Origin of the sequence: Nitrospira sp. BLG_1 (assembly GCF_047338595.1) — a bacterium.
Lineage (GTDB): Bacteria > Nitrospirota > Nitrospiria > Nitrospirales > Nitrospiraceae > Nitrospira_D.
Map to the genome: position 1 here is coordinate 22,632 of NZ_JBLFBO010000006.1, position 21,013 is coordinate 43,644.

The 21,013-nt window shown below is 55.1% G+C and carries 25 protein-coding genes; 14 read left to right on the plus strand and 11 right to left on the minus strand.

Going from position 1 to position 21,013, the window contains the following annotated elements; all coding sequences use genetic code 11:
* Positions 1–5: 5 nt before the first annotated feature.
* From rmuC to ACMTNU_RS07735, 4 genes are all read left to right on the plus strand, one after another.
* Entirely contained in the window at positions 6–1,379 is a 1,374-nt protein-coding gene (gene rmuC / locus ACMTNU_RS07720; RefSeq protein WP_413934654.1) for a DNA recombination protein RmuC, read from the plus strand.
* Between the two features lie 9 nt (positions 1,380–1,388).
* Positions 1,389–1,823 carry a MazG nucleotide pyrophosphohydrolase domain-containing protein gene (locus tag ACMTNU_RS07725; protein ID WP_413934655.1) on the plus strand — a complete coding sequence of 145 codons (435 nt, stop codon included), beginning with the start codon at positions 1,389–1,391 and terminating at the stop codon, positions 1,821–1,823.
* Positions 1,820–2,332, plus strand: coding sequence for a PilZ domain-containing protein (locus ACMTNU_RS07730; protein ID WP_413934656.1), 513 nt, complete (start codon positions 1,820–1,822; stop codon positions 2,330–2,332). Before ACMTNU_RS07725 ends, ACMTNU_RS07730 begins: the two co-directional genes overlap by 4 nt.
* 532 nt (positions 2,333–2,864) lie before the next feature.
* Positions 2,865–4,745 carry a TonB-dependent receptor plug domain-containing protein gene (locus ACMTNU_RS07735; protein WP_413934657.1) on the plus strand — a complete coding sequence of 627 codons (1,881 nt, stop codon included), beginning with the start codon at positions 2,865–2,867 and terminating at the stop codon, positions 4,743–4,745.
* 84 nt (positions 4,746–4,829) lie between these two features.
* Here the strand turns inward: ACMTNU_RS07735 and panC are convergent, their stop codons facing one another.
* From panC to ACMTNU_RS07755, 4 genes are all read right to left on the minus strand, one after another.
* Complete coding sequence (panC, locus tag ACMTNU_RS07740) at positions 4,830–5,696, minus strand: pantoate--beta-alanine ligase (RefSeq protein ID WP_413934658.1); 867 nt, start codon at positions 5,694–5,696, stop codon at positions 4,830–4,832.
* Complete coding sequence (folK, locus tag ACMTNU_RS07745; protein ID WP_413934659.1) at positions 5,693–6,244, minus strand: 2-amino-4-hydroxy-6-hydroxymethyldihydropteridine diphosphokinase; 552 nt, start codon at positions 6,242–6,244, stop codon at positions 5,693–5,695. Before folK ends, panC begins: the two co-directional genes overlap by 4 nt.
* Before the next feature lie 101 nt (positions 6,245–6,345).
* Entirely contained in the window at positions 6,346–7,521 is a 1,176-nt protein-coding gene (locus tag ACMTNU_RS07750) for an LL-diaminopimelate aminotransferase (RefSeq protein WP_413934660.1), read from the minus strand.
* 127 nt (positions 7,522–7,648) lie between these two features.
* The gene (locus ACMTNU_RS07755) at positions 7,649–8,332 is read right to left on the minus strand and encodes a type 1 glutamine amidotransferase (RefSeq protein ID WP_413934661.1); all 684 of its coding nucleotides are present in this window, start codon (positions 8,330–8,332) and stop codon (positions 7,649–7,651) included.
* A gap of 196 nt (positions 8,333–8,528) precedes the next feature.
* On the opposite strand from ACMTNU_RS07755, the gene ACMTNU_RS07760 reads away from it, so the two are divergent.
* The 3 genes from ACMTNU_RS07760 (at position 8,529) to ACMTNU_RS07770 (ending at position 11,380) form a co-directional block, all read left to right on the plus strand.
* Positions 8,529–9,464 carry a hypothetical protein gene (locus ACMTNU_RS07760; protein WP_413934662.1) on the plus strand — a complete coding sequence of 312 codons (936 nt, stop codon included), beginning with the start codon at positions 8,529–8,531 and terminating at the stop codon, positions 9,462–9,464.
* Between the two features lie 207 nt (positions 9,465–9,671).
* Complete coding sequence (locus ACMTNU_RS07765; protein ID WP_413934663.1) at positions 9,672–10,529, plus strand: hypothetical protein; 858 nt, start codon at positions 9,672–9,674, stop codon at positions 10,527–10,529.
* A gap of 32 nt (positions 10,530–10,561) precedes the next feature.
* A complete protein-coding gene (locus tag ACMTNU_RS07770) occupies positions 10,562–11,380 on the plus strand; it encodes a hypothetical protein (protein WP_413934664.1) in 819 nt (272 codons plus the stop codon).
* 17 nt (positions 11,381–11,397) lie between these two features.
* Here the strand turns inward: ACMTNU_RS07770 and ACMTNU_RS07775 are convergent, their stop codons facing one another.
* Positions 11,398–12,129 (minus strand): class I SAM-dependent methyltransferase, encoded by a 732-nt coding sequence (locus tag ACMTNU_RS07775; RefSeq protein ID WP_413934665.1) that lies wholly within the window; start codon positions 12,127–12,129, stop codon positions 11,398–11,400.
* A 290-nt stretch (positions 12,130–12,419) separates the two neighbouring features.
* On the opposite strand from ACMTNU_RS07775, the gene ACMTNU_RS07780 reads away from it, so the two are divergent.
* Entirely contained in the window at positions 12,420–13,037 is a 618-nt protein-coding gene (locus tag ACMTNU_RS07780; RefSeq protein WP_413934666.1) for a hypothetical protein, read from the plus strand.
* A 20-nt stretch (positions 13,038–13,057) separates the two neighbouring features.
* On the opposite strand, the gene ACMTNU_RS07785 is transcribed toward ACMTNU_RS07780, so the two are convergent.
* On the minus strand, positions 13,058–13,402 hold the full coding sequence (locus ACMTNU_RS07785; protein WP_413934667.1) for a hypothetical protein: 345 nt from the start codon (positions 13,400–13,402) through the stop codon (positions 13,058–13,060).
* Positions 13,403–13,463: 61 nt separating this feature from the next.
* On the opposite strand from ACMTNU_RS07785, the gene ACMTNU_RS07790 reads away from it, so the two are divergent.
* Positions 13,464–13,949, plus strand: a complete 486-nt coding sequence (locus ACMTNU_RS07790; protein WP_413934668.1) for a hypothetical protein — start codon at positions 13,464–13,466, stop codon at positions 13,947–13,949.
* A 57-nt stretch (positions 13,950–14,006) separates the two neighbouring features.
* Here the strand turns inward: ACMTNU_RS07790 and ACMTNU_RS07795 are convergent, their stop codons facing one another.
* Both ACMTNU_RS07795 and ACMTNU_RS07800 read right to left on the minus strand, forming a co-directional pair.
* Positions 14,007–15,041 carry a WD40/YVTN/BNR-like repeat-containing protein gene (locus tag ACMTNU_RS07795; protein WP_413934669.1) on the minus strand — a complete coding sequence of 345 codons (1,035 nt, stop codon included), beginning with the start codon at positions 15,039–15,041 and terminating at the stop codon, positions 14,007–14,009.
* Between the two features lie 84 nt (positions 15,042–15,125).
* Positions 15,126–15,485 carry a helix-turn-helix domain-containing protein gene (locus tag ACMTNU_RS07800; protein ID WP_413934670.1) on the minus strand — a complete coding sequence of 120 codons (360 nt, stop codon included), beginning with the start codon at positions 15,483–15,485 and terminating at the stop codon, positions 15,126–15,128.
* A 234-nt stretch (positions 15,486–15,719) separates the two neighbouring features.
* Between ACMTNU_RS07800 and ACMTNU_RS07805 the strand changes: the two genes are divergently transcribed.
* The 4 genes from ACMTNU_RS07805 to ACMTNU_RS07820 all read left to right on the plus strand — a co-directional run bounded on the left by ACMTNU_RS07805 (position 15,720) and on the right by ACMTNU_RS07820 (position 18,096).
* Positions 15,720–16,016 (plus strand): DUF6516 family protein, encoded by a 297-nt coding sequence (locus ACMTNU_RS07805; RefSeq protein WP_413934671.1) that lies wholly within the window; start codon positions 15,720–15,722, stop codon positions 16,014–16,016.
* Positions 15,997–16,344, plus strand: a complete 348-nt coding sequence (locus ACMTNU_RS07810) for a DNA-binding protein (RefSeq protein WP_413934672.1) — start codon at positions 15,997–15,999, stop codon at positions 16,342–16,344. Before ACMTNU_RS07805 ends, ACMTNU_RS07810 begins: the two co-directional genes overlap by 20 nt.
* 19 nt (positions 16,345–16,363) lie before the next feature.
* Entirely contained in the window at positions 16,364–17,098 is a 735-nt protein-coding gene (locus tag ACMTNU_RS07815) for an AbiV family abortive infection protein (RefSeq protein WP_413934673.1), read from the plus strand.
* Positions 17,099–17,232: 134 nt separating this feature from the next.
* Complete coding sequence (locus ACMTNU_RS07820; protein ID WP_413934674.1) at positions 17,233–18,096, plus strand: DNA alkylation repair protein; 864 nt, start codon at positions 17,233–17,235, stop codon at positions 18,094–18,096.
* Positions 18,097–18,276: 180 nt separating this feature from the next.
* Here the strand turns inward: ACMTNU_RS07820 and ACMTNU_RS07825 are convergent, their stop codons facing one another.
* The 3 genes from ACMTNU_RS07825 to ACMTNU_RS07835 all read right to left on the minus strand — a co-directional run bounded on the left by ACMTNU_RS07825 (position 18,277) and on the right by ACMTNU_RS07835 (position 20,094).
* Complete coding sequence (locus tag ACMTNU_RS07825; RefSeq protein ID WP_413934675.1) at positions 18,277–18,591, minus strand: type II toxin-antitoxin system RelE/ParE family toxin; 315 nt, start codon at positions 18,589–18,591, stop codon at positions 18,277–18,279.
* Positions 18,578–18,850, minus strand: coding sequence for a type II toxin-antitoxin system Phd/YefM family antitoxin (locus ACMTNU_RS07830; protein ID WP_413934676.1), 273 nt, complete (start codon positions 18,848–18,850; stop codon positions 18,578–18,580). The genes ACMTNU_RS07825 and ACMTNU_RS07830 overlap by 14 nt, the downstream gene beginning before the upstream one ends.
* A gap of 122 nt (positions 18,851–18,972) precedes the next feature.
* Positions 18,973–20,094 (minus strand): lipocalin-like domain-containing protein, encoded by a 1,122-nt coding sequence (locus ACMTNU_RS07835; protein WP_413934677.1) that lies wholly within the window; start codon positions 20,092–20,094, stop codon positions 18,973–18,975.
* A gap of 189 nt (positions 20,095–20,283) precedes the next feature.
* On the opposite strand from ACMTNU_RS07835, the gene ACMTNU_RS07840 reads away from it, so the two are divergent.
* A complete protein-coding gene (locus ACMTNU_RS07840; protein WP_413934678.1) occupies positions 20,284–20,973 on the plus strand; it encodes an LON peptidase substrate-binding domain-containing protein in 690 nt (229 codons plus the stop codon).
* Positions 20,974–21,013 lie beyond the last annotated feature (40 nt).

The window sequence follows — 21,013 nt, forward strand, 5'->3', positions numbered from 1 at the left end:
GAGATATGGATCAATTTCTAATCAGTCTGGCGCCGAGTAGCCTGGTAGGGTTTGTGGCTGGGCTGTTGCTTGGCGGTGTGTTGGTAGGACTATGGGTCACGAGTCGCCTACGACCTCACGCGCAACGTGCTGAAGCGACCGCGGACGAGCTACGAAAACAGGTGGACCAAGAACGAACAGTGACCGGCTCGCTCCGTAACGAGTTGGCAGCAGTTCAACAGGCTCGGGTCGCCGCTGAAACCAGAATGGAAGACGCCGCGCGACAGCTGGAGGAACAGAAAGCCCTGATCGACCATACACGTCATGAACTCATCGGATCATTTCAAGCACTGTCCGGTGAGGCGTTGAAGCAAAACAACGAAGCGTTCTTGAAACTCGCCGCCGTGTCCTTCGAAAGCCTGCATGTCAAAGCCGAGGGCGATCTTGCTCAACGACAACAGGCCATTGATGGCTTGGTTCGCCCCCTGCAGGATTCTCTTCACCGCTACAATGAAGAGCTGCGGCTGCTTGAACAATCTCGCCAATCGGCTTACGGTGGATTGGATCAGCACCTGAAATCACTGGCTGACTCCCAGCACCGGTTGCAACAAGAGACGGGCAACTTGGTCAAGGCCTTGCGGGCTCCGGCGATCCGAGGCCAGTGGGGTGAGCTCACATTGAAGCGTGTCGCCGAACTCGCCGGCATGGTGGACCATTGCGATTTTGTGGAACAACTCTCCGTCACCGGCGACGAGGGGCGCCTCCGTCCGGACATGGTGGTCCAGCTGCCGGGAGGACGGCAAATCATCGTTGATGCAAAAGCAGTTCTTTCAGCCTATCTCGACGCCCATGAGGCGCAAAATGAGGCGCAACAGGCCGACGCCTTGCGCCGCCACGCCGCCCAGGTCAAGAGCCGCATGGATGAATTGTCGTTGAAGGCCTATTGGACACAGTTTGACCGCACCCCTGAATTCGTCGTGCTCTTCCTGCCCGGCGAACAATTTCTCGGCGCCGCGTTGGATCAGAACCCCAGACTGATTGAAGAAGGATTCGCCAATGGGATCGTCTTGGCTACCCCCTCGACCCTCATTGCCTTGCTCCGTGCGGTTGCCTACGGCTGGCGACAAGAACGAATGACCGCCCATGCTGAAGAAGCAGGTCGCCTGGGGAAGGAGCTGTACGAACGAATGGCGGTCTTAGCCGGGCATATGAACGATGTCGGCCAATCACTCGGGAAAAGCGTCTCGTCTTACAATCGTGCCATTGGCTCCTTGGAGACGCGCATTCTCCCGGCAGCACGCAGATTTAAAGAGTTGGGTATCTCCTCCGATCGCGAGATTCCCGTCCTTGAACCGACGGAGATGGTGCCACGGAAAACGTTACCGCTAGAGATGGAATGAAGGAGCACAATGACCAGCGAACAAGCCATGGTGGAAGCCTTTCACAACAAATTTGAGATTTTGATACAGACCGCCCCGACGGATATGAATGAGGACACGAAGCGCCTTCGAGTCCGACTGATTCAGGAAGAATTCGACGAATTGAAAGAGGCCATGGCGACCGGAGATTTGACTGCCGTTGCGAAAGAAATGGCGGACCTGCTCTATGTGACCTACGGCACCGCTGTTTCATATGGAATTGACATGGAACCGATTTTCCAGGAAGTGCATCGGTCGAATCTGAGTAAAGTCGGTGGATACAAGCGGGCGGATGGGAAATGGGTGAAGCCCCCTACCTACTCGCCCGCTGATATCGGCTCAATTCTGGAGGCACAGCAGGAGCACGCGTTGGCGGAGCAGCCATGTGATCATGCAGCTGCCGCCGGTGTTCCTCGGAGTTCATGAAAGATCTACACTGTCCGAGTTGCGGTACACCCTTCGTTCGAGTGATCCCCGACGAAGGTGCCATAGGGCGGGTCCTCACTCGCTTGAAATACTTTCCATTCCGATGCCAGCTGTGCACGACACGCTTTCGCGTCTTCAGAAATCAGATCAAGCCTGCCACCTCCCCCACCGATCGCCGTCAATATGAACGCCTCCCGGTGTCGCTTCGTGCCAATCTAGTAGCGGACAACGCCGTCCGGATTGACAATCGGGTAACGGATATTTCCATGGGTGGCTGTACCCTCGAAACTACAAAAACCCTCCCGCAGGGTACATTGGTTGAGCTGGTGATCAAACCGGCCTCCGACGAGGAACCGATTAAGATCGGGACAGCCGTGGTCTGCTCATCCCGGCCAGAATCGATGGGCATTCGATTCATGGAGATGGTGACGGACGATAAGAACCGCCTCAGCCAAGTGATCCTCAGCCTGCTGGTAGGACAGAGCCTGCACTCAAATCTCTTCTCCTAAAGTAGCCCAATGTCACTCCTTCCACACCACCCGCTTCTAAAGATCATCAGATAATGTTGCTGGCGCTGCTTTAACTCCTTCAGCCATACTACGAGATACTCGCGTGTTGACTCGTCGCTATATCAGTCCACTCTTTTGTGAGAGCCCCAACAATGGACCGCTTTGCCGCTCAATCTGATCCCGTCGTGGAATCAGAGGGTGACTCAGCGCCCCTATAGTCAGCTGTGGGGAGTAACGTGCATCACGCCTTGATTCTTCCCTCGATGAAGACCAATCTTTTCTGAAGCAATGGATTTTCAGTTCATTTTGACTATTCCAGACCATATCTGCTCGTCGATATAATGGCCACCCAATCATCTGGGCGAGCGGACTTTCTGAAATGTTTGGTCACCACTGCACGGTTTCACTGGTGTTGGCTACGATTCTCGTATCTCTTCTTATTTGGAGTGGCCTTTGCCGGGCATCGGACTCTCCACCAATTCCTCGTACGTCGTCCTTAGCGGATGCGGCCTTGCAAGAAGAAGCGCTCTATATGCGTGAGGAGACTGTGGTAACGGCCATTCGACGGGAACAGCCGATTTCTCAGTCGCCCTCCAATCTCTTCGTTATCACAGAGGAGGACATCCGCTTGTCAGGGGCCACCGATATTCCGACACTGTTGCGGTGGGTGCCGGGCATGGAAGTCATGCAAATGACGGCGGGAGAGTTCAATGTGAGCGTGCGAGGCGACAATCAGCAACGGGCGAATAAGCTTCTCGTGCTGGTCGATGGTCGATCCATTTATATTGATCGCCAAGGCCTTGCCCCTTGGACAGAATTGCCCATTACCCTTCCAGAGATCAAGCGTGTCGAAGTGCTGAAGGGCCCGGCTTCGGCCATCTACGGATTCAACGCGTTTGACGGAGTGGTGAATATTATCACGAAATCAGGCGCTGATATGGCTGGCACTACCATCCAGACTGGATATGGGGAATTCGGGACTCTTCGAAGTGCGGGAGTGCAGGCTGGGGCCGTCGGAAAATTTGATTATCGGATTTCGATCGGGCGCGACCAACAGCAGCAGTGGAGGGATCGAGCCGCGCTCGGGTCTCGCTCCCACCGATTCAATGGGCAAACCACCTATGCCATGACCGATGACTCTTTTCTCAAGCTTGCCGGTGGGATCGTCGATACAAACCGGTTCGACTTTGCATCAGCTGATTTTCTCTATCTCAATACACCATCTACCTATGCGTACAGCGAGATCCTGTACGAGCGGCCCAATTTCTTTTTGCGATTCAATTGGCAAGGAGATGAGACCACGACGGACAGCGAACCAGTGGCACCGCTAACAGGACTTATTGCCATCACCGACAAATTCGGCCGCTCCCGTGGCATGCTTTACAAAGGACAGACCTACAATGCTGAATCGCAATATACCATCGAACTCAACCCCACTCACCGGCTGATCGTCGGAGGAAATTATAGACGCAATACGATTTCTGGAACCCAACTTATGGAAAACGGCCACGAGGACCGGTTTGGCCTTTACCTGCAGGATGACTGGCGCTTCACCGCAAATCTGACGCTGGATGCAGGGATTCGTATGGACTTGCACAATCAGCTGAACCCCACCTACAGCCCGCGCGTCGCCCTGATCTATTCGCCGATCCCAAATCACACTTTCCGGCTTTCCGGGTCTGTCGCCTACCGCAGTCCCACCCTTGTGGAGACCTTCCAAGAAATTCCAACGACGATTACCCTGTTTGGCGTCAGCAATACGGCGACATTGTTTGGCAACAAGAATCTGGGGCCTGAGCAGATCGTGTCCTATGAGGCGGGCTATCAGGGATGGTATTTCGCCCATCGAGTACGGCTCCGGGCGGATGTGTTTTACAATCGTCTGTCTGATCTCATCGCGCCAACGCGAGTTGACCCCAACGGCACCGGCCTCTATTTAAATCAGGGCCAGGCGGATATCTACGGGGGCGAAACCGGTATCGAGGTACTGGCCACTGGCTGGTTGCGCGGGTTTGCCAACTTTGGCTATCAGGAGGTAATCGATCAAACGGCTCTCGAACCTCGGGGGCGACGTGGGGCCCCGCGTATCAAAATCAACGCAGGGCTGCAAGGCAATTGGGCCAACGGCCTCAATGCCGAAGTAGCGCTTCACCATGTGGGATCAACGATTTATCCGGTGGATCCGAGTTTTCAGACCTTCGCCGGCCTCGGTCTGATTCCCGCTAGTGCTGTCCCCACTAGCAGAGTACATCACTACACACTACTCAACCTGCGTTGTGGTTACCGATTCTGGCGCGACCACGTCGAGGTGGCGATCTCGGTCTTCAATGCCTTGAACAATCGTCACCGAGAGCATCCGTTAGCCGACGTGCTCGGCAGCAGAGTGATGGGGTGGCTCACGCTCAAGCTCTGAGCATGAAGAATCACCGTAGTACTATGCCCTTGGTGCTCGATACGGACTGGGGGAAAAGTGACCTCCGAGCGAGAAACAACTTGCTCAAAAGTTGCGCCGCGCCTGTTTGGCAGAGACCACAATATTATCGATGAGTCGAACAGATCCGATACGGGCGGCCCCGAGCAACACCGCCTTCCCTGTAATGGTTGGGAGTGATTCGAGAGTGGTCAGATCGCAGACTGCCAGGTAGTCAATCGCCATAGCTGGTTCTCCCTTAATCACCTGCGCCATCGCCGACCGGATAATTCTTGCATCTGTCTCCCCTGTCCTGATCATTTTGGCACCGGTTTGGAGGCCCTTGTACAGCACCACCGCTCGCCCTCGCTCATCCGGAGAAAGATAGACGTTGCGTGAGCTCATGGCCAACCCATCCTGCTCACGCACGGTCGGACGGACCACAATATCAACACCGAGATTGAGATCCTTCACCAGCTGTTGAACCAACACCGATTGCTGAAAGTCCTTCTGCCCAAACAGTGCCCGATGTGGGCGGACCATGCCAAAGAGTTTGGTCACCACGGTCGCCACCCCGGCGAAGTGATGTGGGCGGACCTCACCCTCCCACCGCCGTGCAACGGCTGGGACCGTCACAGTCGTTTGAAACCCCTCCGGATACATAGCCTCCGCAGTCGGCTCGAAACAGACATCGACGCCTTCCTGTCGACAGATCGCTCGATCGTGCGAAAGAGGACGGGGATACTTGGTCAGATCCTCCCGAGGACCGAATTGGGTCGGATTCACGAAGATACTCACCACGAGCGCATCACACTGTAACCGGGCTTCACGAATCAGCGATCGATGCCCCTCGTGCAGCGCACCCATCGTCGGGACAAACCCGATCGTGACGCCTTCGCGCCTCAATCGCTCACTCCAAGCGGTCATAGCTGCCGGTGAACGAATGATCTTCATGACTCAGGCTGCGCACGGCAGGCCGGTCGAGAACCATATTTTGTAGAAGGTTGCGGAAAGAGCAAATTCACTTGGGATTGATCTTTGGTGTCGGCCAGCAACTGATCCACCGATTGCTTGAACGTCGGATGGACCCAGAGCGGATCGAGTTCGTTCAAAGGCATGAGAACAAACCGTCGTTGATGCAGTCGAGGATGCGGAACGGTCAGTCCCGGTTCATCGATCCGCCGAGCTCCGTAGAAGAGGATATCCAGGTCCATGGTGCGAGGACCAGACCGCTGATCGTCATCACGCCCAAGTGCCCGTTCAATTTCTTGGAGCATCGCGACGAGGCTATGTGGGGCAATGTCTGTTTCCAGCTGCACCACCCCGTTGAGAAACCATCCCGCACCCGGATCAGTCCGGTCACGAACTGGTTCGGTTTCGTAGAGCAGCGACACGCCCTGGAGCCGAGAATGGGGAAGGAGGCTGAGCAGCGTTACGGCACGATCGCAATAGTCTACCCGATCTCCGACATTCGATCCGAATCCGATGAAAACAGTCTCCATAGCAGCCGGTTAATAGTGAGAAGTGAAACGTGAAAGGTGGTAACGAGATTTCTTCTCTCTCACATTTCACTCCTTACCTTTTACCTTTCACTGTTCACCATTCAGAATCCCACCTTTTTGATCCGCTCGACGGCTTCCGCTAACCGCTCCTTGGTAGTGCAGACTGTCATGCGGACATAGCCTTCGCCCGGTGCACCGAAGCCGTTGCCAGGAGTCGTGACAATCCCTGCCTTTTCCAATAGATGCGCCGTAAAAGAGGTAGAGGTATACCCTTTGGGTACCGTCACCCAGACATAGAACGCAGCAGGAGGAGGATCCACCTCCAGGCCCAGTTGCTTCAGACCAGGGACCAACGTGTCTCGACGTTCCTGATACGTCTTTCTCAGGTCGTCCGTCACGGCATCGTCCAGCCCGAGTGCCGTGATCCCAGCCGCTTGAACAGCCTCAAAACAACCAGAATCCAAATTACTCTTCACCTTGCCAAGTCCGGCCAGAACATCCTTGTTGCCCACCACAAAGCCGAGGCGCCATCCAGTCATGTTATAGGTCTTCGAGAGGGAGTGGAACTCCACGCCGACATCCTTGGCGCCATCGACCTCCATAAAACTCGTCGGCCGTTGGCCGTCATAGTAGATCTCGGAATAGGCTGCATCGTGACACACAATCACCTGATGTTCCTGCGCAAAGTCCACGACCCGCTTGAAATAGTCCTTCGTCATGATGACGGAGGTTGGGTTGTTCGGTGAATTCAGCCACATCAGCTTCGCCTTCTTCGCCACGTCCTTTGGAATCGCCGTGAGATCGGGCAGGAAGCCGTTGGCTTTCGTCAGCGGCATGATGTGCGACTGGCCACCACAAAAACTCGTCCCGACCGGATAGACCGGATACCCTGGGCTAGGCACCAGCACGATATCTCCAGGATCGACAAAGGCGAGGTGGATGTGGCCGATGCCTTCCTTCGAACCGATCAGGGTCAGGACTTCATTAGCTGGATCCAACGTGACATTGAAGCGGCGCTTGTACCACTCGGCAACGGCCTTTCTAAACGAGAGCATGCCCTCATACGAAGGATATTGATGATGCCTGGGATCTTTGGCAGCCTTCGCCAGGCTCTCAATGATGGGCATCGGCGTCGGCAAGTCGGGATCGCCGATCCCGAGGTTGATAATATTGACCCCGCGGGCAATCGCCTCTTGCTTCATCTTATCGATGGCCGCAAAGAGATACGGCGGCAATGTCTTGATACGTGTCGCAACTTCGATCGGAAAACCACCCATGGTCGATCCAGCTCCTTTCATGAATATCGATCAGTCAACAGCAACTGTCCCAGACCTGAATACTGAGAGCTGATTGCTGAGAGCTTACTGTAAGGTTGTGTAGAGTACTTCAGAGCCGCAGCCGCAATCAATGTGTACGAGCCAGTAGATGGCCAATCAACCGATCAGCCAAGTGATGGAGTCGCGGTAGCTGCTGCAAGGCGGTGGTCTTGACCTGTTGCGCGGTGAGCCCCGCTTTCGTCACATCCGATGCACACTCGCGGCATAGAGAATCGATTCCACTTTCTTCCATCTCGAGATGGAAGAGCAGCCCATAGGCTCGCTCACCGTACCGAAATGCTTGTAGCGGAGCGATGTCCGATCCAGCCAATGGCACACACGCTTCCGGCAATTCAAAGATCTCTCCATGCCATTCGAACACATCAAAGGGGTCAGAGCCTGCGTCAAAAACTTGGTCCTTTCTCCCCTCATCGGTCAAACGTATCTGGGTCATGCCGATTTCGAGCGCCTTGCCCGATCGCACCGTGGCGCCAAGCGCTCTAGCCATGAATTGACTCCCGAGACAGACGCCGATGACCGGCTTGTTTGCCTGAAGTACAGATCGGATAAAGGCGGTCTCTTCCGCAATCCATGGATCGGGATCGTTGACCGACATCGGCCCACCCATGACGATCAGGAGATCACCTGCATCTTGAGGGAGTCCATCTTTAGGTACGAGATACGAGTCGAGGCTCACCCCGCGCGTGGCAAGCGCCTTCGCAAAGGCGCCAGGACCTTCAAAGGGAACATGTTGAAGACACACGGCACGCATGAGCCATTTACTGGCACAGCGATCGGACTCACGTCAAGATCTAGAAATAGGCTCATCGCACAGTTGAGATACGATGGCCTCATCATCCATACAGATACCCATCCTGCGAAAGAGATAGATTGATTGGACTCCTCTCTGTCGCATAAAGAGCACAGCTTCCCTTTCTTCTCCTTCTCTCGTAGAGTAACTGACCCATATGACCCTTATGGACCCGCTGATTCGTGGGATTGATCGCATCCTGATCCATACGCAGGATGTGGAGCGGGTGTTTGCGCGATTTCGTCATGAGTTTGGCCTACCCGTTGCCTGGCCGCTCGCCGACTGTGGGCTGCTCGTGTCAGGTGGACTGTACACAGGCAACATGACGATCGAAGTCGGTCGGTTCACTGGCCTTGGACTCCCCGGGACATGGCTCTACGGCCTTGGCTTTGCACCCTGGGAACCGACCTTAAAGATGGTTGAAGGGTTACGGTCGCGGAAAGTACCGCACGCACCGCCGCTGACACTCCACTACGAATCGCCTCTTGTGATGCAGTCCACCCTCACCGCTTTGCGCAACCTCTTGGACGGGCAGCCGAACGCTGCGTTTTGGCTCGGTCGACCAGGGGGAGGCAATACTCGAGTCGGTCGAGCGCTGTCGAGCCTCCGCACCTGGATGGCTGGGACGGAAGTTGGCTCCATGACATTTTCCATGCTGTTGGGTAGCTCCTTGGTCTTTATCTGCGACAACCACAGCAATCCGCATCAAGCACGAATCAACGAGTTACGGGCCACCTGGCGAGAGACGCGCCGGCATGGAGCCTATGGAATCACCGGTGTTGCAGGAATTGATCTTGAGGTCTCGACCAACCTCGCCGGTTGGAAACGACTGCTGGATCGGCCGGACTTGAGCGCAGACTCAGTCCATTCATTCGGCAAGGCGCCATTGCTGCGATTTCATCCCGGCGAAGGGAACCGACTCCTCGGAATCGAGTTTGCCTGCAACGACTTGCTGTCGGTTACGCAGCGGCTTCGCGAACAGCGCTCGCTGATGTCAGTAGATGAGAAGCAAGTCACCCTCCCCCCAGATCGAATGGACGGGTTGACGATTGGATTCAGCCAGTCTCCGACCACGAGCTTGGATAAAACGTAGTCTGACCTGCCGACTGAAGTCCTGCCGGTCAACGCAGTTCCGTCTGGACGACCGTGTTTCAGCCCTTCCACGAGGTAATCGTTTGTTCTCCCTCCCCCACTGACCTGGGCGATACGAACAGTACCTCACCGGATCTGTCGATCAAGCCTCCCACGTTCGTTATTTCTACCTTTAGGCTTAGGCCCAATCGACCGACAAGTACATGTCATGGTTATTCCCGCAACTGACATGGAACAGTCCACACGCTCCGCGCCTCCGACCCGCCAGGGAACAAACGCCCCTCCGCCTTGTTCGTTTCAGGAGAAAGTCCGCTCCGGCTATCACGCCTTCTGGTACCACCTTGGAGAACGAGTCGCCTGGTCACGTGGAATCTATCGGGAACGGCCCGCACAGGAACTCCGTGATCTGAGCGGAGTGCAGTATGAGCGGGTCACATCACTTCAACGCCGATTTCGCGTACGGTTCGAGCAACGCGCGAACCAGATGACGGCACTGCGCCAATACGACTACCTGGACCTGCTCGATCAAGGGTGGTCGACGCTCAGATTGCCCCGTCCAGCCGGTGGTACCGTACAGGATATCGGATCGAGTAACTTTTGGTATGCCCCTGTCTTGCACACCTTCTTTCAACCGACCACGCTCATCGGCGTCGAGGTCGAAGGTCATCGGATGTATATCAATGGCTATAGTCGCCACGACTACGCGAAGGGCTACATCCAAGACCTCCCGAACACGGTGTTCCACGTCCAGGACTATCGCCACTATTGCGCCCCTGCCAATATCATCACAGCATGGTACCCCTTCGTGACACCGGCTCCAGTCCTGGCTTGGCGACTACCGCTTTCTCTCTTTGCTCCGCATCTCCTGTTCTCGCAAGTCGTGGCCAACCTCCAACGACAGGGGTTGTTCCTCATGGTGAACCAAGGGAGGAATGAGGCAGCGATTGCCGCGTCATGGTGCAGCCAGGTCGGAATGATCCGGTACGGATCCTGTGAGTTGAGGTCGAGGCTGCGTCCGAGACTCCCTCCCCCCGTCCTCTCCTGTTGGATGCGCGCGCCAGCCTAGCCCTACATCCTGGCCTGCGCTACAATTGCCCTGTGAACCGCACCATCAAACATGCAGAAGACCTTCGCTGGCTGATCGGCCATACGGGCGGGTTTCGTGCCGGTTACGTGACGGAAGTCCAGATCTTGAAACGTCGCCTCTTCGATGAAGGGTCGACGCGTCATGTTCCAGCCGGCACCACAATTGCCGTGACTATTCATTATGAGATTCGCAGTCTTGCTCGAGTCGCCAAGCTGACAATGACCGGCGTCACGGACTTTTCGGTTTTTGAACAGGATGGAATCGACTGTTCCTCGCTCAGCGTCATTCAGACCGAACTCAATGCGGGAAAACTGCGCTTCTGGTTCGACCCACAGGGCGAGCTCTATGTGGTCTGCGACGAAGCTCACCTGGAAGAACTAACGTTGCCGGTTGTCACGGCTCAACAATCCGCCGAACTCGCCCGATGGACCTTCCAAGGGCTCGAGACCGGCGGTCCCACCATTCAGTGGCTATTGGACGAATTGGATCAGGCCGGCCTGCCCTGCACGTGGCGCCATGCGGAACGGTCTGATGCGATTCATCCGGCGGTGCAATGGGAAGGGAGCCTGAAACCGGCCGATAGTGTTCCGATGGATAAGGACAATCTGGTCCAGGCGATGGCCTATAGCCCGCCGGAAGGGCCGGGTTTCGGGCTGATGCTGAGAGTCTTTGGTGTTCAAGACAGAAGGCTGAGTCGAATCCTGGAGATCCTCGCGGACCGGATCACTCAATGCTTTTCAGGCAACTGCCTGGTCGGCACGACGATCATCCCAGGCCGAGAATGGGAGCGCTGGTTGGTTCGGGAACACCGGTCACGGCGTGAACGGTAGAGAACGTCGACCACTATTTAGTGGGCGTGCTCAGGGGAATAGTGCCCGTTTCCGTTGGAATAGGCAGCGGTGCCGTTCCCTCTCGCATAGCCTGAAGCTGCCTGTGCGGTACCGTTCCCATTCATCTGCTGCCCCTTGCCGTTGATGCATTCCACCAAGGCCCAGAGTCGCAAGGGATTCACCCGCTGATTCCTGGCGATGTGGAGCGACGTGCCTTCCAACACGGTATTGAGGGACAAGTCCGTACGCCAGCCCAAGTGTTTCGTGATGGGAGACAGTGCTTTTTCCACAGCGGCAATCACCTTGTTACCGTTGCTGAAATGATTCAGCATGATGATCCGTCCACCAGGACGGCACACCCGAATCATCTCGTTGACGACCTTTCGATAGTCCGGCACCGCCGTCACGACATAAGCCGCAACGACCGTATCGAAACTGTCATCATGGAACTGCATCGCGCCGGCGTCCATGCGGTGCAGCTCGACGTGATCAAGCTGATGAGCCGCTGCCTTCTCCTTTGCCCTGGCCAACATCCCTTCGGATACATCGATACCGACGATGCGACAATGCCGAGGGTACATGGGAAGGGCTAATCCCGTCCCGACACCGACTTCGAGAATCTGTTCATTCGGCTGGACATTCAAATTTCGAATGGCCGATTCACGGCCTTCATGAAACACTTTTCCAAATACTCTGTCGTAAAACCCCGCATAGGAGGTGTACACACGCTCAATCTTGTCGGGATCCATGTTTGCCTCCACCAATCCGTACGATCCGGTCTCTGCGCACTGCAACCTTGCAGAGGAAGACACCGTCATGATGACGCGGGGGAAATCAATATTGAGGCGGGAAAATCAGGTAGTCCACAGCCCGCCGGAAACATTGCCCGGCGTACTGTAGCCAAACTCCTCCGCGTGAGTCAACAAGCTTTTCGCATGCCGGAGCGGGAGTTCTTATGTGAATCGACTCGTTCCCCATCAGCGCATACCCATCCTACCCGCCTTGATTCGTCGCTCTTCTCTGTGTGATAGCTACACCCATGCTCCTCGCAGGTCTCTTTGCCGGTGCCCTCTTTCTCGGACTGCTGGTCGGAGATTGGGTCTATTTTATCCGCCTCACTCCGGATGCCGTACGGTATGGCTGTCGTGTGGCCTCTCGACCCGACCAGTGGTCTGGCTCAACCGTGGAGAGCATCCGCGATCGTTTTGGTCCTGATGGAGTCTTAATGCTGCCGCATGGAGTGGCTTGGTGGTACTCCGATCTGTCGCAGATCGCCATCCGTCCACAATACCGCCTCTTCTCCAGAAAGTTCAGGACCGCTTGGCCAGTCAAAGGCTTGATTCACGTATCTCCCCATGACGAGGCGCTGGTGACGCACTGCGTCAAACGAATTCCCTGGTCATCAGCCCTCATCACCGCGATCTGGTTCGCCGTTGTCTTGTTGGGATCGCTGACCTTTGTGGTGCAATACGCCCTAGAAGGCGGATTCACGACGCTTGGCGGAGCATTTTTGGGCATCGGCATTACAGGACTTGCCGGCATGGTCGCGTTGTTTGGAATCGTGACGGTCACCCTGTCCTACCGCCTGGAAGATAGTCGTCTCATGCAAGTATACGACGAACTGCATGCAGCCATCACATCGCCTAAGGGTTCCTGAACGAGCTCAATCAGGCCCCATCACCCGCGGAAGAAGTTCAAAAAGTGATCGTACTCGACCGGCAAGTTCACGGCGCTGCGATCACGAACCAGACCGGTAATGATCCCACGATGTTTCTTCGCCAGCCCCGACGCTTCGAACGCGTTGCGGAACTGCTGCCAGTGCAACGCAGGATCGGCTACAATTTTGACTTGTTCGTTCAGAGGAAGTCCGTGCACGATGGTCGTTAAGGTACGAACGGCTTTTTCCACGCTCTCGTACGGGGGCGCCAGATTGAGTCTGGCATAGAACATCTCCAGATGCCGGCGGAATTCCTCCTTCAGCACCTGAGCCGGATCTGAGACAGGGGGACGCGATTCTGCCATACTAGGTTCAGAGATGATACGGTAGGACAAGGGTACGGAACAACTCTCAAGGGAGGACAGCATGAATCGAACAGTATCTGGGTTTTTCGGTGCACTGGCCCTGGTAACCTTGGTCGGATGTTCGTCGCACCACCATCACCACGGCATGATGGGTGGCGGTAACAGCGATGCCTACTGGCAAAAGGGGCAACAGGATATGGAGGGTCTGATCAATCGGACCGTCCAGGACCCCGAGAAGGCGAAGCAAGTGAATATGCTCGCCGGAGAAATCATCAAGGAACTCAAGGAAAGCCGTGAACGGGAGCGGGCCTACCACCGACAACTCTACACCTTGAACGCCAGCTATGACGCAGAGGCATCGGAGTTTTCCAAAATCATCAACGAGGCGAACATTCAACGAATGCAGAGTTCGGCCAGCGTCCTCAGCCTGCGATTCAAGATGAAGAACCTCATGACGGCTGATGAGTGGAAGGCGCTTTCGGATCGGATGATCTCATACAGCAGTCGGTACCAAGGCGGAAGCGCTGGGGCTAAGACTGGATATTAAGCGACCCGTAAATCGTATCTCGTAAAGCGTCGTTCGTAGGCGAGAGCCCAATACAAGTCACGGATTCCGAGTCGGCGCGGCTTTGAGCGGGACAGCCGTCCAGGTCGTGCCGGCATCGGTTGAACGGTAGAGGCCACTGCCGTTGGTGCCGGCGTAGAGGGTGTGAACGTTTTGGGGATCCATCGCCAGGGCTCGAATATTCAACGTCGCGAGCCCGTGGTTCATGGCTTGCCAGGTCTTTCCCCCATCGGAAGTCTTCCAAATCCCGGCCGGGCCGCCGATATACAACTGGGCTGGTTCTTTCGGATGGAGGACCAGGCTGCTGATATAGGGATCGGAGATGGATTGGCCGATACGCTCCCACTGCTCCCCTTTGTTCCCCGTGCGAAAGAGACCTTTCGTCGTACCTGCATAGACGACGTCAGGATTCGTCCGATCGATCTCGAGAGCATTGACCCCGAGAGCCATAGCCGCCATCAGTTCCGTCTCGGGAATCAATCCATTATTGATTTTCTTCCATGTCCCCGCCCCATCATCAGATCGATAGACCCCACCGGTCGTCCCGCCATAGAGCACCGCCGGCTCTTTAGGATTGATGGCAATCGACGTCACAATGTGGACTTCCTTCATCCCGTTCATACGCTCGACCCATTCACGCCCCGCGTCTTTCGTATAAAAGGCCCCGACCGTCGTGGCCGCATAGACTTGCTCACTGGCCGCCGGATGAAAGACGAACTGATTGATGAACGAGACATGCTCTTTCAGTCCGACATTGTGCGGCAGCCAATGTTGGCCTCCATCCGGGCTCTTGTAGACCGCATCCCCCATCGTGCCGGCATAAATCGCCGCCGGCAGGAGCGGATCAATCGCCAGCGTCGTCACCCGACGCGCGCTAAAACTTGGGAACTTCTCCCAAGTTCCTCCCCCATCGCGTGATTTGTAGACCGCGTCGTTCGTGGCGACGTAGAGGATATCGGCATTCTTGGGATGCAAGGCGATTGAGACGACCGATTCGCTCTCCTTCTGACAGGCCAGCGTGAAGAGTATGAGCGAGAATAGGCTGAGGTTAAGGACTGTACGAAGTATCTTCATCGTGGTGGCGGGACCTAACCATAACGATCGAATGGGAGTCAAGCAGGAGAAGCTAGACGCTAACGTTGGTGAGTTGAAGTGATGCTAGGCAGCGGTGCCGATGAGGCTTCCCAGGGGGATATGCAACTTGCGATGGAGGCGACGAATCATCTCAAGAGAAAGAGTTCGCTTCTTCGTCAAGATTTCCGACACACGCCCACGCCCACCCAACAGCGTCTCTAAATCTTTCCGCGTCATGCCGAGTTGATCTATCCGAAACTTAATCGCCTCAATCGGGTCGGGAGCATAGATCGCATGGTGTTTCGCTTCATACACCTCAACAAGCGTCGTAAGGACGTCCAACTCATCACCAGCCTTCGTGCCTGGCTTGGCATCCATCAATCGCTCGATGCGTCGCAGCACTCGGTCATAATCCCGTGCTGTTTTGATCGGAGCAATGGTCATGATATCTCCTCGCCTGCTACACATTCGTCACATCGATTGCATCGTACTCAGCATGCGTCCCGCATAATATCAAAACAGAAGGTTATTGTGTTGGCAGCCTTCAAATGACTTGAGCCGTTTTAAAACTGTGCTATGAGCCCACCCCCCCATATGCTCAGTATTCACTATTACATCACTTGTATGAGTCATGTTGTCTTCATTGACAACAGTCAATAATCACTGGTACCGTTCCTCATGAAAGCAGTCGCGCTCCTGCGGACGCGTATAGCGTACGCGGAAACGGCATTCGCGGAGCTGGCCATATGGAAGGTACCAAATCCTGTAGTTGGTTCGACCCACTCATACAAGTATAGACTGGCATACGTGGTCGAGGGTGTATGCGTCGTACGCTACGACAATGAAGCAGGAAAAGGTGACCACAGACATTTCGGTACGGAGGAGCAAGCGTACATCTTTCAAACGCCGGAGAAGCTCCTCGCCGACTTTGAACGAGACATGAAGAGGTGGAATCATGAAAACCGTCATTCTTGACGTTCGCTCCCCCAAGGAAGCACTGGCTGATTTTACCCGGGTGTGGAAAACCGGAAAGGGAGAGAAGGCTGCGCGCATCAGTTTTGCAGCACCGGAACTTCTCTGGAAATTGTTGACCGCGAAGCGCTGGCAATTACTCAAGACCATGTGTGGAGCCGGCCCTCTGTCGATTCGCGAAGCGGCACGCCGCGTGGGTCGCGATGTGAAGGCTGTACATACAGACGTGACAGCGCTCTTGAACGCCGGAGTGCTCGACCGTAGCAAGGATGGTCGAGTGATTTTCCCGTTCGATTCCGTGAAAGTGGAGTTCCTTCTCCACGCGGCGTAATCACCCGGCTCATCAAGCCATGACCGATGGCAAGTTCAGATTCACTGTTGACCTGCTCCAAGAATACAGCCTCGCTTCTCTCAATAATGCTGCAGAACTCATCGAAGAGGCATCCCTGTTATATGAGAGAGGCCATATCGCAAGAGCATATTTCTTGGCGGTTGCATCAATCGAGGAGACTGGTAAGGCCTGGCTGGCGTTCGATGGGCAAGGCCGAAATCTTACAGACTCTGCAGTAACCTCAAAACTACGGCGAGCGATTGAAGACCATCATCAAAAGATCGCTGCTGCATTTCTCCCCATACTCCTATCGGAACCTGATAGTGGTGAAGCTCTACTGCCCGTCATTGAGCTGATGACCCACCTCACATGCGGACGTGAACCTTCCATGTATGTCGATATTACCTATCCTGAATCAAAAGTACAGTTACCCCGAGGTGTAGTAAGGGATGTCGCCGCAAAAGATTGCATTCGACTATCACGTGATTGTCTGGCCAATGCTCAGAGTCACTTGGCCCGAGAAAAGCCTAGAGCGAGAACACTTGATGAGGATAGGCTCTTTTCCATGAAATCCGAACAACTTAAGAAGATAGTCAATATAGAAGGATTTTGGTGGTACTACATCACACAGTGCAAAGCAGGAAATCGAGATTTCGCTGCTGCTGTCATAGCCTATCAACGAGAATATCTTTCTAAAGGTAAAACTTTCGAGTGTGTCAATACGAACGAATCAGACTCCCTATACCCTACATAGAACTTGTGCTTGCGGTCTGTCATGCATATTAATTTCGTTTCGAACTGACCAAGGACCGTCGTCAGATATGGGACCCAACCTACTGCCCGGCAATCCGGTTGACTTCTTTGTGAGGAGCAGACATACCTCTCCGCATGCCAGCAAAACGCCCCACGACACAGAAGCCACGCCTTCCCTCCGCACCACATTCGATTCAGAAAGGGATGTCTCTGGCCGACTTGCTCGATCGGGAGGCCATCGACTGTCTGGCGCACAATATCAGTCTCGTCTATCCGGCTTTTGACGGAACGGCATTCCAACGTACGGCGCGCAATGGCTTGAAGCCGCTCAGTATTCTTCAACGAGGACATCATTTGGCACGAGCGCTCCGTGAGCACCTTCCCGAATGCTACAACGACGCCGTTCACATCCTAGTCCGATCACTGACTCCACCGCAGACAGATACGGAAGATCTTGGACTCGGCGTGTTCTTCTACCTCCCACATGTGAGTTTTGTCGCGACGTATGGGCTAGACCCCGCTCACAACGGTGGGCAAGATCCGTTTGAAATCTCGATGGTAGCCCAGTACGAACTGACGCGGCGGTTCAGTGCGGAATTTTCCATTCGTCCGTTTCTGATCACATGGCCGGAGCGCACCTTGGCGCAATTGATGAAATGGACCGATGATCCTGATCCCCATGTGCGACGGCTCTGTTCGGAAGGGACGCGCCCGCGTTTGCCTTGGGCCATCCGAATCCCTGCCTTTATGAAAGACCCCCGTCCTGTCCTACCTATTCTGGAGGCACTCAAAGACGATTCGGATCTCTATGTCCGACGAAGTGTGGCCAATCATGTCGGCGATATTGCCAAGGACCATCCCCGTCTCGCCTTTGAGCTGTGCGAACGATGGTTAGAGGATGCCACGAAGGAACGGAAGTGGCTGCTGCGCCATGCCGTACGACATCCGGCTAAGAAGGGCGTGAAGGCGGCACTACGAATACGCAGGCTGGCGAAATGACCCGGGCAACCTAATGCTGCTGAAATACACGAGGGACTGGGCGCGCCTGGTTCACCTGACCCTCACATATGCCATTCATAACTCGGCGCGTCTGCCCCCTATACTTGATTCGTGATCTCCGAGAACGTCGTGTGACCTACCGCCAGCACTCTTCTTTTCTTGCTGATCCGCGCCACATCTCTATTCGTAAAGGAGATGATAGATGTCACGTGCACCGTGGAGTATCCGATACACCAGGAGAGTCGTCCCCTTTACTTTGTAAAAGATCAGATAGTTGTCAATCACCAGCACTCGATAGCCCAGGGCAATCAAGTGAGGATCGCGAGGAACACGGCCAGTGAATGGATGGATTGCGAGGCTCTGTAAACGAGATTCAATGCGTTCGAGCGTTTCAGCAGCGGCGCTTGGATTCTCAGCGGCCAGATAGGAGATCAGCTCCGTCAAATCCTGTTCGGCAATGCTGAGCAGGTGAACGCGATATTTACTTGAAGGCACGGATCCGTCTTCTCAAGTCAGCCATCACTCGATCTAGTGATCGTCCTTTGTTGCCGGCTGTTGCCTGCGCCTCGGCGACGGCTAGTTTCCCATAAAGTTCCAATGCTCGTTCCATCTCTCCATACTTCGCAAGCGACATCAGCACCATATCACCTTCTCCGTTTTTGGTAATAAACACAGGCTCATGGCTCTTATGGACAAGTTCTGAGAGATGATTGGTCTTGTTCCGAAGATCTGAGATAGGCTTGATGATAGGCATGACGAGTCTCCTTCAATTCCATCATATATCATGATTATGACTGTATCATGATAGGCATAACAGCGCCAGTTTTCGATCATGCATACGTGATGGTTGCATAAAATGATTGCCCCACCTTCCCACTACATCTTCAATCGCTCCGCGTACCCGGTCAGCTCCACGTAGCCTTGTCCTTTTATCGGCCTACCCTGCTTCGTGCCTGTGACTGCAACGGCCCCTTCCCAATAGGAGACGCGGCTGCTGCGCGACGTGCGCAACTCCTGGTCGGCGAGCAGCGGGACGACGTCCAGCACAATGCCGAGCGATGGGAATTTTAGCCGCCATGTAGCCGGATACGTCGCCTTGCTCTCATAGCTGGTCCAAGTGCCGGCCGATTCGATCTGAAAGTCCGTCACTTCCAAATGGTGACTCCGTCCATCCGGTGAGACAACTGTGCCGCTTGATGCTAGATCGGATGATCCATCTTTCAATCGCATGCGATACAGCATCAGCTCGCTGTTGTCCTCTAACTGAATGCTGAACCAATCCCAGCCGACTTGATCGGCCCCGAGGTCGCCTGACCCGAATTCATGGTCCATCCAGCTGATGCCGTTGACGTCGAAGGATTCTCCGTCGATCGTCACTGTCCCCTTCGTGATGAGCCTCGTGAACGAGTAGTAGTGCGAGGCTTGGCCGACCTCCTTTCCTTTTCGACTGATACCAGCTGCACCGTGTGTGACCAGCGGCTTGGCCGGCTGCAGGCTGAGGGATAGCGCGTGCGTCCCATCTCGCGCGACCAACGTCTGTACGCCGGACACATCGGTCGCCGCCTCAGCTCGCCAATCATCGATCCAGACACGGAGTTGTGACTCATCGGCTCCCGCCTTCCCAAGGCCCTCGCGGCTGAGCTTCTCTGAGAAATGGAATCGCTTTCCATCAATGTCCGTCACCGCAAAATGGGCTAGATAGAGATCCTTCACCGACCATTTGGACGGAAGCGGGGTCACGTCCTCGGGAGGGATACCCCGTCGAAAGAACGTCAATTCAAAACCGAATGACCGGCCATCTTTGGCATGGAGATGGCCCGTGTAGTACCACCATTCAGTCCGATAGGTGGGATGCGAGCCGTGGTCTCTCGGGAAGATGTACTGGTAGCCAGCCGTCGCTGGTTGGAATGGGGCAGATGCAGGACTTGCAGCGAGTGCAAGCGAAGCACCCGCGCTCAGCCAGATACTGATCACCACAATCCGCCAATAGTCGATCACACCCTACCTCGCCTTATGATCCACAATGACTAGCCCCCCTGTGATGAGAGCCTCCAACCGCTTCGGTTATAGCACGCGTTGAGCCTGCGAACCAATCGGCCCTCTGAGAGCGGTGTTTCGCATTTCATTCTGCGTCCGTGGCCGACAGCCGGCGTTGACAATTTTCACAAGCGTCAGCTATCGTGGCCCATGCAGACTGATCATGAGAGAGGGCCGTCGGGCCGAAGTTCGTCCAAAGCGATTGAACCATTTCCGATTCCCGACCGGCTTCCCGTGTTTCCGTTACCGAATGTGGTCTTCTTCCCGAAAACCTATCTCCCGCTCCACATTTTTGAGCCTCGGTATCGCCAGATGGTGGCCGATGTCACGGTCGGCGGCCAATGTATCGCCATGGCGCTCCTGAAGGAGGGATGGGAACCGGACTACTATGGAAATCCGGCCATCTTCCCCGCGCTCTGTATCGGAAGAATTGTCAGCGTACAGCCATTGCCGGATGGTCGCTCCAACATCTTGCTGCAAGGACTCGAACGGTGCGAGCTGACCAAAGAGCACTTCGACAAACCCTATCGCGAAGCCACGATACGAGTGACGCCCATGCGCACCGAAGAAGGCCTGACCAAGGATGTGCGGAAGGCGCTGATCGACCTGCTCGGGCGATATCTGCAACAGCGAGAAGATAGTGCGGCTTGGCAAGGATTCTTTCGCGAAGAAGTGAGTGATGAAGTATTGGTGAATACCCTCTCAACCTACTTGGACTGTACACCGTTGGAAAAACAATTCCTGCTGGAAGCCGAAGGACTGCACCAGCGTGCTCGTCGGTTGAACGATCTCGTTCAATTCATGTTGCACGAACATCAAGGCCTAACGGGTTGGGACTAAAGGGATCGCACGATGGCTCTCAACGTCAACCATCTCTGTA

What these genes read in the sequence shown, in the direction of transcription:
- rmuC (WP_413934654.1), top strand. Translation starts at nt 6, where the DNA reads ATGGATCAATTTCTAATCAGTCTGGCGCCGAGTAGCCTGGTAGGGTTT.
- ACMTNU_RS07725 (WP_413934655.1), top strand. Translation starts at nt 1,389, where the DNA reads ATGACCAGCGAACAAGCCATGGTGGAAGCCTTTCACAACAAATTTGAG.
- ACMTNU_RS07730 (WP_413934656.1), top strand. Translation starts at nt 1,820, where the DNA reads ATGAAAGATCTACACTGTCCGAGTTGCGGTACACCCTTCGTTCGAGTG.
- ACMTNU_RS07735 (WP_413934657.1), top strand. Translation starts at nt 2,865, where the DNA reads ATGCGTGAGGAGACTGTGGTAACGGCCATTCGACGGGAACAGCCGATT.
- panC (WP_413934658.1), bottom strand. Translation starts at nt 5,696, where the DNA reads ATGAAGATCATTCGTTCACCGGCAGCTATGACCGCTTGGAGTGAGCGA.
- folK (WP_413934659.1), bottom strand. Translation starts at nt 6,244, where the DNA reads ATGGAGACTGTTTTCATCGGATTCGGATCGAATGTCGGAGATCGGGTA.
- ACMTNU_RS07750 (WP_413934660.1), bottom strand. Translation starts at nt 7,521, where the DNA reads ATGGGTGGTTTTCCGATCGAAGTTGCGACACGTATCAAGACATTGCCG.
- ACMTNU_RS07755 (WP_413934661.1), bottom strand. Translation starts at nt 8,332, where the DNA reads ATGCGTGCCGTGTGTCTTCAACATGTTCCCTTTGAAGGTCCTGGCGCC.
- ACMTNU_RS07760 (WP_413934662.1), top strand. Translation starts at nt 8,529, where the DNA reads ATGACCCTTATGGACCCGCTGATTCGTGGGATTGATCGCATCCTGATC.
- ACMTNU_RS07765 (WP_413934663.1), top strand. Translation starts at nt 9,672, where the DNA reads ATGGTTATTCCCGCAACTGACATGGAACAGTCCACACGCTCCGCGCCT.
- ACMTNU_RS07775 (WP_413934665.1), bottom strand. Translation starts at nt 12,129, where the DNA reads ATGGATCCCGACAAGATTGAGCGTGTGTACACCTCCTATGCGGGGTTT.
- ACMTNU_RS07780 (WP_413934666.1), top strand. Translation starts at nt 12,420, where the DNA reads ATGCTCCTCGCAGGTCTCTTTGCCGGTGCCCTCTTTCTCGGACTGCTG.
- ACMTNU_RS07785 (WP_413934667.1), bottom strand. Translation starts at nt 13,402, where the DNA reads ATGGCAGAATCGCGTCCCCCTGTCTCAGATCCGGCTCAGGTGCTGAAG.
- ACMTNU_RS07790 (WP_413934668.1), top strand. Translation starts at nt 13,464, where the DNA reads ATGAATCGAACAGTATCTGGGTTTTTCGGTGCACTGGCCCTGGTAACC.
- ACMTNU_RS07795 (WP_413934669.1), bottom strand. Translation starts at nt 15,041, where the DNA reads ATGAAGATACTTCGTACAGTCCTTAACCTCAGCCTATTCTCGCTCATA.
- ACMTNU_RS07800 (WP_413934670.1), bottom strand. Translation starts at nt 15,485, where the DNA reads ATGACCATTGCTCCGATCAAAACAGCACGGGATTATGACCGAGTGCTG.
- ACMTNU_RS07805 (WP_413934671.1), top strand. Translation starts at nt 15,720, where the DNA reads ATGAAAGCAGTCGCGCTCCTGCGGACGCGTATAGCGTACGCGGAAACG.
- ACMTNU_RS07810 (WP_413934672.1), top strand. Translation starts at nt 15,997, where the DNA reads ATGAAAACCGTCATTCTTGACGTTCGCTCCCCCAAGGAAGCACTGGCT.
- ACMTNU_RS07815 (WP_413934673.1), top strand. Translation starts at nt 16,364, where the DNA reads ATGACCGATGGCAAGTTCAGATTCACTGTTGACCTGCTCCAAGAATAC.
- ACMTNU_RS07820 (WP_413934674.1), top strand. Translation starts at nt 17,233, where the DNA reads ATGCCAGCAAAACGCCCCACGACACAGAAGCCACGCCTTCCCTCCGCA.
- ACMTNU_RS07830 (WP_413934676.1), bottom strand. Translation starts at nt 18,850, where the DNA reads ATGCCTATCATCAAGCCTATCTCAGATCTTCGGAACAAGACCAATCAT.
- ACMTNU_RS07840 (WP_413934678.1), top strand. Translation starts at nt 20,284, where the DNA reads ATGCAGACTGATCATGAGAGAGGGCCGTCGGGCCGAAGTTCGTCCAAA.